The sequence below is a fragment of the Ancylobacter sonchi genome (genome assembly GCF_018390695.1).
Lineage (GTDB): Bacteria > Pseudomonadota > Alphaproteobacteria > Rhizobiales > Xanthobacteraceae > Ancylobacter > Ancylobacter sonchi.
This window is the reverse complement of sequence record NZ_JAHBGF010000020.1, coordinates 776,900-789,339: the sequence shown is the minus strand read 5'-3', so window position 1 is coordinate 789,339 and position 12,440 is coordinate 776,900. Positions and strand designations below refer to the sequence as shown.

Below are 12,440 nucleotides of genomic sequence, written 5' to 3'. Positions count from 1 at the left end.
TCGTTGACCTGGGCGAGCACGGCATCGACCCGCGCCGTCGCATCCGCCTGGGATAGGCCGGTGCGGGCAGCAACGAGCTGACCGAGATAAGTCTTGTCGCCGGGGGAGACTTCGCCGGCGGCGGCGCTGGCGATCAGGATGCGCGAAGCCTGCGCGGCCGCGGCGGCATTGCCCTCGGCACCCGGCGTTGCCAGCTGCGCGGGATCGGAGGGGCGGAAGAGGGCGTCGACAAAGTAGGACGTCGCGTCCGAGCTGCCGCTGCCGGATCCGGCGCTAGCGGTTGCGCCTGCCGAAGCCCCGAGCGCCGCACCGGACGCCACGGTCGAGGCGGCCTGGACACCTGTGCCGATTGCTCCGGAAAGGGCCGAACCAAGCACCGAAACCACCAGCAGCGTTGCCACCGCCCAGGCCATGAAACCGTGTGCGGTGTCGCGGAAGAAAGTCTCGTCGGTGGCGATGCCGACCCATTTGGTGCGAAGCCGCCCGGTCAGATAGCCGCCAACGCCCGAGGATAGCCATTGAACAATGACCAGCCAGATTGCCGTAGAGACGGCAAAGGTGGTGACGCTGGCGCCCTCGTTGGACCAGGGAGAAACCATGGTGAGTCCGAGGCCGGAGCCCAGCAGCATGAGCACGAAGGTGAGCGTCGCGGCGGCGAAGGCGCCGGCGATGACCGGCCCCCAACTCACAGCGGAGGAGGAAGATTCGATTGGGGCGGCGACGTCGGTCGCCGGATAGGTTGATGCCATGACGTCCTCCTATCGCACGAACAGCGCGAGGAGGATGATGATCGGAATCGGAATGCCAAGCAGCCAGAGTAAAATGCCACGGCCCATGATGGTCTCCTCTCGATAGACGGGATCCTGAACTGAAGCAGCCACCGCGGGGATACCGGGTGGCTGCTTGGATCAGGCGGCCTTCGCCATGGCGTTGGCGGATGCGTCCGCCAAGCTTGTCAGCGCCTTATCGGTCATGGATTCTTCCTTCAGCGTGGCGTCGAGCAGCGTCACCGCGTCCTTCAGGCCGAGTACCTGCGCCCAGCGCTTCAGCGTGCCGTAGCGCGTGATCTCATAGTGCTCGACTGCCTGCGCCGAAGAGATGAGGCCAGCATCGATCGCAGGCGTGCCCTTGAACGTCTCGACGATCTCCTCGCCTTCGGCGACGATGCCTTCGATGGCGTCGCACGTCTTGCCCTGAGCTCGCTTGCCCATCAGCTCGAACACCTGCTGAAGGCGTTCGACGTGGACTTCAGTCTCATCCTTGTGCTTTTCGAAAGCGGCTTTCAGCTCCGGGGACGAGGCGGCGCGGGCCATTTTCGGAAGAGTTTTGAGGATCTTCCGTTCGGCGTAGTAGATGTCCTTGAGCGTGTCGTGGAACAGGGTTTCAAGATTCTTCTCAGGCATTGTGCTCTCCTGTGTTCCCCAAGCAGAGGCAGAACCAAAGGCCGAGCAGTTCGTTCCGTGAAAGCTTATCGAGGCGGCGAGGCTTCCCCCGACGAGGGATACTGTCGAGTGGGCGCGGAAAGAGGGAATTTCGGCGACGTCCCCAATCCGCTCGCCGTCACCTACGAAGCCTCCCGCGGCTTCGACGACAATCGTGGTGGCGCATCTGCCATGCCCTTCGCCGTGCGAGTGGTTGCGTGGCTGGCTGCCATTATCGTGGTGAGAGGGATTGCCGTCGCGTGGCTTGCCGCGTGATCCGCGCTCGCTGTCACGACGACGATAACCGCTATACTCGTTCGGACAGATGTAGATAGCTGGGCTCGAAATCACCCATTTCGGCAAGTTGAGGCCAATCCAGCACCGTCAACCGCTTGTTTCTGAATGATATCAGGCCGAGGCGACGCAGCTTCTGCAAAGTGCGGTTGACGTGCACCACCGAGATGCCGAGCGCATCCGCGAGGTCCGTCTGGGTGAGCGGCAGATCATAGCTTTCTTCCTGGACAAGGCCGACGGTGTCCAGACGCATCCTCAATTCGCAGAAAAGATGGGCAAGCCGTGAATCGGAGTCGCGTTGCCCTACGTTGGTGACCCAATCACGATAGATCGCGGCATCTACCAAGGTCGTGCGCCAAAGTGCCGAAGCCACCCGCGGAAATGCATCGCAGACCCGCCGGAGCGCGGAATGAGAGATGAAGCCGATCCTGGCGGGCGTAATCGCCTCGAAAGAAATGTCCATCACCTCAAGGTGAAGACTTTGAAGGTCGGGAATGTCACCGGGAATATACAGCGAGGCAATTTGCCGACTGCCGCGAGCGGTTGTTTTCGAGGCGCAGACGAGCCCCTCGATGATGAGGCACGACTTGGTCGGACGATCGCCCTCGCGCACAATGTGCTCCCCAGGCTGCAAGCTGGCGATCTGAATCGGCAGTTCGCGAAGAGCCGCAATCTCCTCCTTGGCGAACCGCCTCTCCGCATCAAGCTTGCGCAACAGAGAGTGAATGTGAAACCCGTTCACAGAAATCCTCATGGTTGTGACGACTCTGTTTCAGCGGAGGCGACAGGCATTCCGCAAGAGAGATCGCATTAATTTTGGTGGCCCCTCGGCGGTCGTCCCTTTCCCGTTTTCACTAAAATCCAGCCGACGGTTGCCCCTGTTCCGCTCTGGACCTCCATTTCCAACTCTCCTTCAGTTGGAAAGGAGCCGTCCAACTCGCGAAGCATTTGACCCAGCGTCATGACCGCCTCTGACCAGGCGGCGTGTTCATCCGGGAGATCGACCTCTGTGGGCAGTTCTTCGCCAGACCATTTGAAGGAGTAAATTGGCACCGTAATCCCCTGCGATCGGCCACGTCTTAGGTGCCAACGCCGGAACGAACGTCGCGTTCCAGCACGGGTATAAGCTACCGATGAACAGGCAAAGGTTTGGCACGACTAACAAATGTTAGAGGCCCGCTCGACGCGCCGCACTATGGTGTTCCCTCCGGATCCTCAGGAGGCGATCGATGCAATCCAAACCCGAAGGGCTCGACGTCATGTTCGAACGAGTTTGGGCGGACATAGTGCAACGGACGCCGCCACTTACCTTGCTGTCGGTCAACTCTAATTTGAGGATGATGGTGCGAGCTCGAGTGTCGGAAGGGCTTGAATTCGGATTGCAGGAACCTGCGCAATTGAGAGACTTCGCTGTCGCGAATTTCCCTTCCCTCCGGGGCGAACGCAAACCGTATGCGTGGGGCTAGCTGGCGTTACGGAAACAGCGTTGCCTCCCCTCCAGGCTTCATTCTAATGGCCGCGCTCGGGGATATTCGATCGGACCAAGGTGCTTTTCAGTGAAATCGCTAGAGCAAACCGCTCGTCGCATCTGCGGCCTCGATCTCCTGCAAAAAGGGTTTTTGCCCGAACAGATCGCCACTTACGTCGACCGCTTCTGGCCCGCTGTGGCCAACGAAGTTCGGCAAGGAATCGTGCTCATTGGTGAGTGGCCATTTACCGCAGAGGAGATCGAGAAACTTTCAGCGGAATACCGGACCCTGGCACCAGACTGAGCGACCAGACCCATGCAGCGTTATCGGATTTTGGAATTTTCAATGGAAGGCATGATCTCGTCGACCCTTGAGGTCGATTGTGCTGATGACCTAGCTGCTGTTCAGCGTGCCCGGTTTCTGCAGAAGCGCCTAAGAATGGAAATCTGGCAAGGCAACCGCCTGGTGACCGCGCTGGATTTTCCCCTAGATCTTCCCTAGGCCACATAGTCATCACCGCCTGCAAGCGCCGGACACCTGGAGCAGATGCCCTTATCTACGCTGTGGAGAGCAAGGCAAGAGGAGCGTCAAACAACACCTCCACCCCTTGCGCCGATATTGCGGTGATCTTGCCTCGGTGAGCATTCCCGTCCTCAAGCGTGACAAGCACCGAAGTCAGGGGCACTCCCATCATGGATGGCATCTCAGTCGCGATGAAGCCGGTTGCATAGAGCCCCCCAACGGGGATCGATGTCTTTCGACGCATCACATTGATGTCATAGCGAGCGGTCGTCGCTGCGAACCCGGAGACGCGCAGCCACCCTTCACCGCTGAAGGATCTAATCACTTCCATTCTGGGGAAGGTCCCACTCTGCTTACTTAGCGACAACCATTGGTCGCAGAGAGGGTTCCGCCGCTATGCCAATCTATTGAACGCGACGTTTTCGGCCGTTCGTGCTATGGTTACGGTGCTCCTAATGAGAGCCCATGCTTAGGGTGATCGGCCCCAACGGTTGAAATGGCGTCGCGCAAGGACGCGCTTTCATCCGCCACATCTCTCATACGCCGTCAGCACTGGCGGCAGCGTGGCTGTCATGGAAAAGCTGGAGGAGCGCGCGCGTGCGATCTGCGCGCAGGATCTGTTGGCCGCCGGGTGCTGGCCGACCGAAAGGCAAGGGAAGATTGATCGGCTCTGGCCGGTCGTCGCGCGCGAGATTATGGGCGGCGACACCGATCCAGTCTTTGCGCACATCGCTGACATGGCGGAGAGGCAGCGTGAGTACGATGCCATGTGCAGCCGTCAGGACAACGGTGTTGCCGGCAGCAGCTTCCAACTCATGGGTGCGGATCAATCAAAGCCGGATCGCTGACCTTGTGAGGAGTGAGACATCTGGCGTTTAGCCGATTGTCAGGCCAATTGACGGCGGATCCGCCAGAATGCCGGCCTCCTCTGCCGCGGCTGCAAATGCCAGCCTGAAGGCTTCGACCGGGACATGGCTCGCTAGAGCGTCCAATGCCACTCGCCGAGCCGAGACGTGCAGCGGGGTGCTGGAGAACGCTTCTGGCCAATTTTCCATCAAAAACCGTGCGGCGCCCTCGACGTCACCAAAGGTTCGCCGGGTTGCGGCGTCCTCCGAGACGGAAATGGGCGTAATGAGCATGGACATTGGAAGCACCGGAAAAACGCCCCCGCCGAGGCGGGGCGGGGGCTAGGTCGTTGTGCAGGCGACCGACCAGGCGCAGTCGGTCATAGCCCAACATCCCCATCTGCTGTTCGTTCCATCGAACGGGAGAGGCCTTTCAGGCGAAAGCGGCCGGCGACGGACGCGCACGACCGCAGATCAGTATCGCGCAGGGCGCGTCAGGCTCGGAACACCCGACAAACGCACGCGTTCACAATGCATACGACGTCGAAGGTGAGGAGCGATGTCCATGACCTTCTACAAGATCTTTATGTTCGGCCACCAAGGCGGATTGGAGATGGCGAGCGACATGGAATGCAGCGACGATACGGCTGTGCTTGCCCAAGTCCGCGCGATGCGGGCCGGTCGACGGGTTGAAATCTGGGACGGGGACCGAATGGTCGCTTCGCTCAATCCACGAGGTGAGATCGTTCAGCCGGACTATCAGGCTCCGATGAAGACTGACTTTTGAGATCAGGTCGGCTCCAATTCGACGGCGTCCAGAAAACGACCCCCGGTCACCAATCGGGCTGGTCGACGATTTCTGCCCGACGGCAGGCGGCCAGGATTGCGTGAGCGTACCGCCGCAACTCCGCAGGATCGCCGTGAATGGTGTTGTGGACGCGGTCGACGATCACCAGCCCGGTTGGAAGATCGAGCACCGCGTGATCGGCGCCGGGCACGAGCAGGGCGTGGCGAACTAGTCCGCCTCGGCGGTGCGGCGGGAGATGATTTCGCCCAGCTCCGTCACTGGGTATTCCCCGGCATAGGCGGGCCATTCAGCACGCCGAGTTCGTCCGCCACCCGGAAGAGGGCATTGCGCGACATGTAGAGGGCGCGCTGCCTGACACCCATGTCGGCGGCCTCGTCAATTGCCAGCTGCATCTGGCAATGGGCGATCCAGGCTAGAGCCTTGATGTCGTCGAAGGCTTTCACCGGCGCAGAGACAAGCGCCAGGATCTGCGGATCGAGGACCTCAGCAGTGCCGGCATGGCCGTCATAGCGGACGGCGCGTTCCGCACTGGCGATCAGATCTAGGGCGACCTCGGATGCGCTCAATATCGTCATGCCACCATCCTCCGATCCATGAGGGCTTTCACCAGCTGCTGCACCGCCGGATTGGTCTGCTGGCGACTTCCAGCCTTTGCTACGGCCGCCGCCAGAGCCTGCGTGAGCTGATTGCGCGAGGCGCCGGCATCTGAGCGGGGCCAGAGAGGCGTGAGGTTCTGAGGAGGCCTGTCATCCCTTTCGAGCTCGTTCCATGCCGGGAACGTCGTCGCACGACGGAAACTGTCCGATAGAGCCCGGCCGATGGCCGCCGCGTCGCGCGGATTGCCGGCCTGCATGAGCAATAGCCGTGCCCGCTCGGGATTGAGCATGGCGTCGGCGATAATGTCGTCCACCTTCTGCAAGCCGGCCTTGCGGGCGTTCATCAGCACATTGCCACCCACGGCCGCCGCGAGGCCGGTCCATGGTCCGACGACTGCCGCACCCGCGAGGCCGGGTCCGGCAGAGGCAAGGAGGCGGGTGAACCACGTGGCGTTGCGGTCGTTCGCCACCATCGCCGCCACGTCCTGCGCGGTGTTCGACTGGCCGGGGATGCGCACCGCGTTCAGGGAACGTTGCGAGCGCATGATGTCGGCAGCGATACCGTGCAGGGTGTTCATCTCCTCCGGGCCGAACACCTCGCGAAGAGCCGCCTGGTTCTGATCGACGAACCGCTGGAAGCCATCAGCCTGTAGCCTGCGGGTTCCCGATGTCGCGGCCTCCACATAGGAGGTGACGCGGCGGGACAGGTGATCGGCGACCGCCTTGCGCAATCCGGCCATGGCCTCCGGCGTGCGGCGTGCCTCCTGCGCCAGCTGGCGCATGATTTCGACCGGGGCCTGCGAGGTGAACACGCTGCCGATGGCGCGGGACACGTCCGCGGGATCCGAAACCCCGATCAACCTGCCGACCAATCCTACTTGATAGGCATCGAGAGTCTGTTTGCGCTCAGCGGCAAGGCGAGCGACCGTCTGCGCGGCTTCTACCGGACCGGCCAGCATGCGGTCTATTTCGGGCAGGGCGCGCAGCGCATCGGCATGCTGCCGGCGCCATGTGGCGACCTTCGACGGGTTCAGCGTGCCGTCCGCTTCTTCCGCAGCACGGCGCAGGGTCCATACCGCATAGTCGCGGATCGACACCATGGCCTCGGGATTGTTCGCGGCAGTGCGTAGGGCATACACATCTTCGAAGCCGCGTGCGCCAGGCCGGAAGAACCGGGAGGGCACGACGGCGGCCGGCATGTTGTAGGGGCCTTGCTGACCGGACCGACGCAGGGCTTCTGCGACTGCGCCGAGGCCATAGGTCTGCGCCCGTGCCTTTGTGGCGTCGTTCGCTTCCCTCAGTCGTCCGAGGGCGGCGGCGTCGAAGTTGGGGGTGAGGCCATCAGCTCCCGATAGTCCCGGATCGCTCGAAGGGTTTGAAAATCCCCTTCGGCCTTGGCCTTGACCTCCAGATGCTGAAGGAAAAGTGGCCGCTCGACCTCCGACAGAGGCGCGAGCACCGTTGACAACTTCTGCCCTAGCCTCTCCGGCGCGTTGTTCAAGCCAAGCGTTCCTATCGCGTTCCCAGGTCGCGATCAGCGTGTCTTCCGGCCGCATTTGGCCGGCCGCCACGGCCTCCGCCTCCTGCGCTGCCTTGCCTGCCACCACACCCTCAAGGGCGTTCTCGATGGCACCGCGAAGCCGCACAAGTCGAGCATACACTGGAGTCTGACCGTTCTGCGAGAGCTCGCGCCGCATCTCGGTGGAAACTCGGGAACGCAGCGCCGTCACCTCACTGAAGGGCATCACATCGCGATAGTTGCTCGCGGCACCGATGATGCCGGCCTCCTCACCTTCCATCGGCTTTGCCGAGCGCGGCAGACCGGCACTGAGCTTCCGAGCCTCCTCCCGGATCGCAGTGGCTTCCAGCGCCAAGGTGCCATCGGGATCGACAGCGGCCCACAAGCCGCGTTCCCGCGCTCGCGTCGCATTCTCCGCATCGGTCAGCATCTGGCGCAGGGTGGAGCCATAGCCCTCCGGGGTGCCTACACCGCCGAGTGCCGCCGTCTGATCGCGGGCGCTGGTTCGTGCGGCGTTCAGGGCGTCGCCTGTCACGGTGTCGATATCAGCCAGGCGCTGGCGCAGCACATTCACCACCGCCTCGGGGCTGCCATCCGGCTGAATGGATCCGAGAGCCGACTGCCGAGCTGCATTCTGCTCGGCGGCGCGCTGCATGAAGGCCTCCGGATTGCGGGTCATGGCGATCCGCTCCAACCCGCCCAGCCCCATGTCGCCGGTCTGCTGGAAAGTCGTCGGCTGCGAACCGGGAACCAGCGGAGAGGAAGGAGCATCGAGGGCACCGCGCACGGCGGAAGGATCAGAGGCAGCATCACGAAGCGACTGCGCCGCAATCCGCTCCTGTCCTGTCGTCGATAGCGGGGCGGCATAGTCACGTCCGATCCTGCCTGCTTCCGCCGCCATGCGAGGAGTATTCACCGCCAGCGCGCCCAAGCCCCCACCCAGCAGATTGCCGCCGAGTTCGGCGAGCGGACGATACGGTTCCGGAGCGAGCTGTCCCGCTATGGACCCGCCCCCGCCGGCAAGAGCGCCTACAGTGGCATTGCCAAGCGCATCGGCGGCACTAGTGGAGGAGCCGGCAAGGGCGCTCACCAGCGCATTGACACCGGTTCCCGCCGCCTGGGCCGCACCCCTCACCGCGAGTTCGGGGGCTAGCATGTAGCCCGCTCCCTGTCCCATGGCCCGCGCGATCTTCTCGCCCGAACTGTTCGCCTGGATTGACTGAGGATCGGGGACACCGACAAGGCCGAAGCCTCGCGATATGGATTGGGAGCCGCCGAACGGATCGGTGATCGGTTGAATGTCGGTGCCGGCGATGCTGTTGAGGCCGCCAATGCCCTTGTTGAGCGCCCATGTCACCGCGTCCACCGGGGCGCCCAGCGTGTTGTAGATGGCTTCATTAGCGCCAGCGGTGAGGTTCAAGCCGATGCCGCCGGCAGGCTGTTCGGCGAATGGGTCGTGATCCACCGGCACCAGATTGGCAGAATTGGCCGGTGTCACGCTGATCCGCAGCGTCCGGCCGCCGGTATCGTCAGCAGTGGCCGCGAACGGGTCGTTGTCGACGGGGACGAGCTGCACCATCAGGGCTGAACCTTCAGATATTTGCCCGGCCGTGCCGGATCGGGAACGTACCAGTTGCCATCGGGAGCCTGCCGGGCACCCTGTGGCGCACCAGCCGGAGGGGCGGCGGATTGGGTGCCGGCTCCGGCGCCACCTGGCTGCTGCGGCGCGCCCTGCTGTCCCGAAGGCGAGGTGACGACACCGCCGACATTGAGGGCGTCCAGCCCGTTCATGGAACGGCGGTTGTCGATCAGCCCGTATTTGAAGGTGATGGCCTTGCGGTTGATGTCCTGGATCTCGGCGAGACGCTGACGCACCACGGCCGGATCATTCACATTGTTCAGGAGTTCGTTCCAGGCGCGCTCCGCGTCACCTTCCGTCTGCACGCCCTTGTTCAGCCGGAGGCTGTCATTCCTCAGCTTTTCGAGGCCGGACATGAAGGACGCATAGTTACGCGATCCCTCATCGGAGCTGCCGATCCAGTTCTTGGCACCCGACATGATGTTCGACACTGGTCCGAGCGGGAGGTTGCCGGCTTCTATCTGCTGATCGAAGCGTCCGAGCATGTCGTTGATACCGCCGAGCGTCTGGATGTCCTGAAGGTCGTCGGCCTCTGCCTTCTGCACGGCTGCCGGAAGCGACTTCGGAGCGGGCCGCTTCACGCCACCAATCGGATCCCATCCCCGCGTCTGCGGATTCCACTGCATGCGCTGGGGCTGGCCAGTGTCGGGATCGAAGGCTTCCACGGTCGTCGGGGCAGTCTGCGCGTTCGGCGCGTCGATCCACTGGCCATTGTTCGGGTTGAACAGGCGTCCATCGCCGGCATTCACCAGCGGCTGGCGCGGGTTGCGCAGACGGGCATTCTCCAACTGGATCTGCTCGAGCTGCGCCTGCCGGAGAGGATCATTCGCCTGCTGCTGACGTGCGATGATGGCATTCACAACGGCCTGTCCGGAAGGAGACAAGCGGCCGGAAGCGAGGCCTTCGATAAGCTTGGGATCGATGCCGAGCGCATTCCCACCCGATTGCGATCCCGCTCCAGTATTGGGCGAAGACGCCGCCAGGGCTCTTACCAAAGGCGCGGTGTTGGAAGCCGAAGGTTGCTTCCGGGAAGGCGCGTTTTGCAAAGCCTGAGCGATGCGCTGGACACCTTCCGACGGAGGCGCGCCAAGCGGAGGTGAAGCCGGGGCGCCAGTCACCGCCCCGCTCCGCTGCGCCAGTGCCATCAGAACCGGATTGACGTCATTCGGATCTGCGCTTGCCACCTGCACGGGGCGCTGGGCGTTCTGTGCAAGCGGCTGCATAGCCGTGGCAGGGTCGACCGGCTCGCCCGAAGGGGCGTAGGGGAGCGTCTGCATAAGCTGATCGCGAGGGATAGCCGCAGCCTGTGCCGGCGTGATGTCCGGCATCTTCTGCAACATGCTGCCGTCGCTCTGGCCGGCAAAGTTGGGGAGCAGACCTTGAGCGAATGCCAGCCGTCGAGCGGCCTCGCCGCCGGGCTGGTCGTAGTTGGCGAAGCGCCAAGCATTGTTCATGAGGCCTTGAGCCTCCTGCACAGACTGGGCGCCCTGCAAGCGCTGGATAAGCTGCGGGTCTTCGGCGAGGAAGAACGCGGCCTGCGTCTGCGGGCTGATATTGCCGGGCTGCTCGCCCCTCTGTGCCGCGAAGCTGTAGAGGTTGTTCAGCCGGTCCCCGCGCCACGACATGATGCCGCCGGCGGTTCCGGGCTGTCCCGAGACGGACGGGTCCGACCAACTGCGATTGACATTCGCCGGGTTGAACCGGCTTTCGGCGTGGCCGGTGCTGGCGATGGCGGCTAGTGCGTTCGGATTGGTGACGCCTCCCTGCTGCACCCCTCCCATGAAGCCGGCATAGACCGGATTATTGGGGTCGATGGCGGTGTCCGTGACGGTGCCGCCAGAGGAAGGCACCCCGCCGCTCCCACCAGCCATGCCCGTGAGGCCCGATGCAGCCGGGGCAGAGGAGCCAGAGAGCGCATCGGCGATGAAGTTGCTTTCCCAAGCCCGGTTCTGAGCCATGGCATCGCCGATCTGCCCGCGCCGCATCGCCCCGGCCAGCGCATCCACTACGCGCGCCGCGCCCTGCGTCCAATGCCCAACGGGGGACGTATCAATGCCGCCTTCCTGCTGTGCCTCCATCGCACGCAGGCGCTGAAGCTCTTCATAGGTCAGGGCTTGTCCGCCCGGCCCCCAGACAAATGCTTGCGAAGGATTAGCGGCCATCAGGCAGCCTCCATCGCGATAGCGTAGTCAACCGCATCGAAGCCATCGGCATCTGCAACGACGGCATGCGGAGCGATCTGGCGAACATCATCGGACATGAAGCCTTCACGCGGCGCTACACAGGGTAGATCCCAGACATAATTGAATCGGTACCATGGCAACCGACCTACAGCCCCGATGCGCTCAATGTCGCGCTTCAAACGACGATCTGATGTGAGTAGGCCGGCGCCGCTGCCGAGCTTGAAGGGTGCCGAAAGCAGCCCGAAAATGCCGCCCATGGCAGAACTGGATGCCTGCTGTTCGGCAGCGTATTGATCCGCGACCAGTCCCGCGTAGTCGACGCCGCCCACTTGTGTCTGCGGCGTCGAGACGAAATTCGGGTTCTGAATCTGAGAGCCGCCAAGTAGCGCGCTGATCTCGTTCAGAGGCTGGTTGCGCTCCGTCATCAGGAAATTGGCGGCCTGCCCATACGTGTCCGACAGCAGCCGGTCGTAGCCGGACGAACGGTTCTTGGCGAACTCGCTCATGGCCTGATCGTAAGCGGGCGTGCCAGGGCGGATGCCGGCATTGATCAACTGGCTACGGACCGTCCCCTGTTGGCGATCCTGCTCGGTGTTGAAGTCAGTCGCCCAGTTCTGGTCGATGTAGTTCTTCAGGCCCGCCGTCGAGAGGTCGACATTCTGGGAAAGGTAGTCCTTCAGGAAGGCGGATCGCTCGTTGGCCAGTGTGCCAAGATTGAGGTTCGCGGCCTGCGTCTGGTCAAGGATGGCCTGCTGTTCCGGGGAAAGCGTCGTCGTCGCCGTGTACTGCGGCGTCATGAAGCCCTTGCCGACGTCCTGCCATGCCGGATCAAGCACCTGAGAGGTCTGCGTCCGGGTAAGCGGGCTCTGGCCAAGGCGCGATCCGCCTCCGATGGTCGCGCGCGGGACCTCGGTCGTGGTTGACTGGCTGGTGTAGTGCGGCGCGGTCGAATATTCGCCCGTGCTGGCGTTGTAGTAGTACTGCTGGCCGCCCGTCTCAGAGGGGGTGAAAGACTGGCCGGTTTGATCGAAGGTCAACGACCCATAAGGGGTCTGCTGGTTGACCATGTTCAGCTGCTGCTGCGTGATCGCGGTCTCACGATTCAGCCCCGACTGCGTCGCAGCCGTCTCTTTCGTATCCGGAT

Annotated in this window: 15 protein-coding genes; 5 read left to right on the top strand and 10 right to left on the bottom strand. The window is 63.0% G+C overall.

The features are described from left to right. Together KHC28_RS14345 and KHC28_RS14340 are read right to left on the bottom strand one after the other, a co-directional pair. Positions 1 to 749: hypothetical protein (locus KHC28_RS14345; RefSeq protein ID WP_214009004.1), on the bottom strand; the 749-nt coding region annotated here is incomplete at its 3' end. 159 nt (positions 750 to 908) lie between these two features. Then, on the bottom strand, positions 909 to 1,403 hold the full coding sequence (locus KHC28_RS14340; protein ID WP_214009003.1) for a YciE/YciF ferroxidase family protein: 495 nt from the start codon (positions 1,401 to 1,403) through the stop codon (positions 909 to 911). A gap of 108 nt (positions 1,404 to 1,511) precedes the next feature. Between KHC28_RS14340 and KHC28_RS14335 the strand changes: the two genes are divergently transcribed. Next, positions 1,512 to 1,697 carry a hypothetical protein gene (locus tag KHC28_RS14335; protein ID WP_214009002.1) on the top strand — a complete coding sequence of 62 codons (186 nt, stop codon included), beginning with the start codon at positions 1,512 to 1,514 and terminating at the stop codon, positions 1,695 to 1,697. A gap of 31 nt (positions 1,698 to 1,728) precedes the next feature. On the opposite strand, the gene KHC28_RS14330 is transcribed toward KHC28_RS14335, so the two are convergent. Beyond that, entirely contained in the window at positions 1,729 to 2,457 is a 729-nt protein-coding gene (locus KHC28_RS14330) for a Crp/Fnr family transcriptional regulator (protein ID WP_230363334.1), read from the bottom strand. Between the two features lie 68 nt (positions 2,458 to 2,525). Further along, positions 2,526 to 2,768 (bottom strand): DUF6894 family protein, encoded by a 243-nt coding sequence (locus KHC28_RS28010; RefSeq protein ID WP_376772693.1) that lies wholly within the window; start codon positions 2,766 to 2,768, stop codon positions 2,526 to 2,528. Positions 2,769 to 3,271: 503 nt separating this feature from the next. On the opposite strand from KHC28_RS28010, the gene KHC28_RS14325 reads away from it, so the two are divergent. Together KHC28_RS14325 and KHC28_RS14320 are read left to right on the top strand one after the other, a co-directional pair. Further along, positions 3,272 to 3,487 (top strand): hypothetical protein, encoded by a 216-nt coding sequence (locus KHC28_RS14325; protein ID WP_214009000.1) that lies wholly within the window; start codon positions 3,272 to 3,274, stop codon positions 3,485 to 3,487. A gap of 42 nt (positions 3,488 to 3,529) precedes the next feature. After that, positions 3,530 to 3,685 (top strand): hypothetical protein, encoded by a 156-nt coding sequence (locus tag KHC28_RS14320; protein ID WP_214008999.1) that lies wholly within the window; start codon positions 3,530 to 3,532, stop codon positions 3,683 to 3,685. 55 nt (positions 3,686 to 3,740) lie between these two features. On the opposite strand, the gene KHC28_RS14315 is transcribed toward KHC28_RS14320, so the two are convergent. After that, positions 3,741 to 4,037: a hypothetical protein gene (locus KHC28_RS14315; RefSeq protein ID WP_214008998.1), complete on the bottom strand. Its 297-nt coding sequence runs from the start codon at positions 4,035 to 4,037 to the stop codon at positions 3,741 to 3,743. Positions 4,038 to 4,278: 241 nt separating this feature from the next. Between KHC28_RS14315 and KHC28_RS14310 the strand changes: the two genes are divergently transcribed. Next, positions 4,279 to 4,554: a hypothetical protein gene (locus KHC28_RS14310; RefSeq protein ID WP_214008997.1), complete on the top strand. Its 276-nt coding sequence runs from the start codon at positions 4,279 to 4,281 to the stop codon at positions 4,552 to 4,554. A 27-nt stretch (positions 4,555 to 4,581) separates the two neighbouring features. Here the strand turns inward: KHC28_RS14310 and KHC28_RS14305 are convergent, their stop codons facing one another. Then, positions 4,582 to 4,851 carry a DUF982 domain-containing protein gene (locus tag KHC28_RS14305; protein ID WP_214008996.1) on the bottom strand — a complete coding sequence of 90 codons (270 nt, stop codon included), beginning with the start codon at positions 4,849 to 4,851 and terminating at the stop codon, positions 4,582 to 4,584. A gap of 265 nt (positions 4,852 to 5,116) precedes the next feature. On the opposite strand from KHC28_RS14305, the gene KHC28_RS14300 reads away from it, so the two are divergent. After that, the gene (locus KHC28_RS14300) at positions 5,117 to 5,338 is read left to right on the top strand and encodes a hypothetical protein (RefSeq protein ID WP_214008995.1); all 222 of its coding nucleotides are present in this window, start codon (positions 5,117 to 5,119) and stop codon (positions 5,336 to 5,338) included. A gap of 275 nt (positions 5,339 to 5,613) precedes the next feature. On the opposite strand, the gene KHC28_RS14295 is transcribed toward KHC28_RS14300, so the two are convergent. Genes KHC28_RS14295 through KHC28_RS14280 form a run of 4 tightly spaced genes read right to left on the bottom strand, consistent with a single transcriptional unit; the run spans position 5,614 to position 12,363 of the window. Next, positions 5,614 to 5,934 carry a hypothetical protein gene (locus KHC28_RS14295; RefSeq protein ID WP_214008994.1) on the bottom strand — a complete coding sequence of 107 codons (321 nt, stop codon included), beginning with the start codon at positions 5,932 to 5,934 and terminating at the stop codon, positions 5,614 to 5,616. Next, positions 5,931 to 9,053: a hypothetical protein gene (locus KHC28_RS14290; protein WP_214008993.1), complete on the bottom strand. Its 3,123-nt coding sequence runs from the start codon at positions 9,051 to 9,053 to the stop codon at positions 5,931 to 5,933. The genes KHC28_RS14295 and KHC28_RS14290 overlap by 4 nt, the downstream gene beginning before the upstream one ends. Further along, positions 9,053 to 11,275, bottom strand: a complete 2,223-nt coding sequence (locus KHC28_RS14285; protein WP_214008992.1) for a phage tail tip lysozyme — start codon at positions 11,273 to 11,275, stop codon at positions 9,053 to 9,055. Before KHC28_RS14285 ends, KHC28_RS14290 begins: the two co-directional genes overlap by 1 nt. Further along, positions 11,275 to 12,363 carry a tail fiber domain-containing protein gene (locus KHC28_RS14280; protein WP_214008991.1) on the bottom strand — a complete coding sequence of 363 codons (1,089 nt, stop codon included), beginning with the start codon at positions 12,361 to 12,363 and terminating at the stop codon, positions 11,275 to 11,277. The genes KHC28_RS14285 and KHC28_RS14280 overlap by 1 nt, the downstream gene beginning before the upstream one ends. Between the last annotated feature and the right edge of the window lie 77 nt (positions 12,364 to 12,440).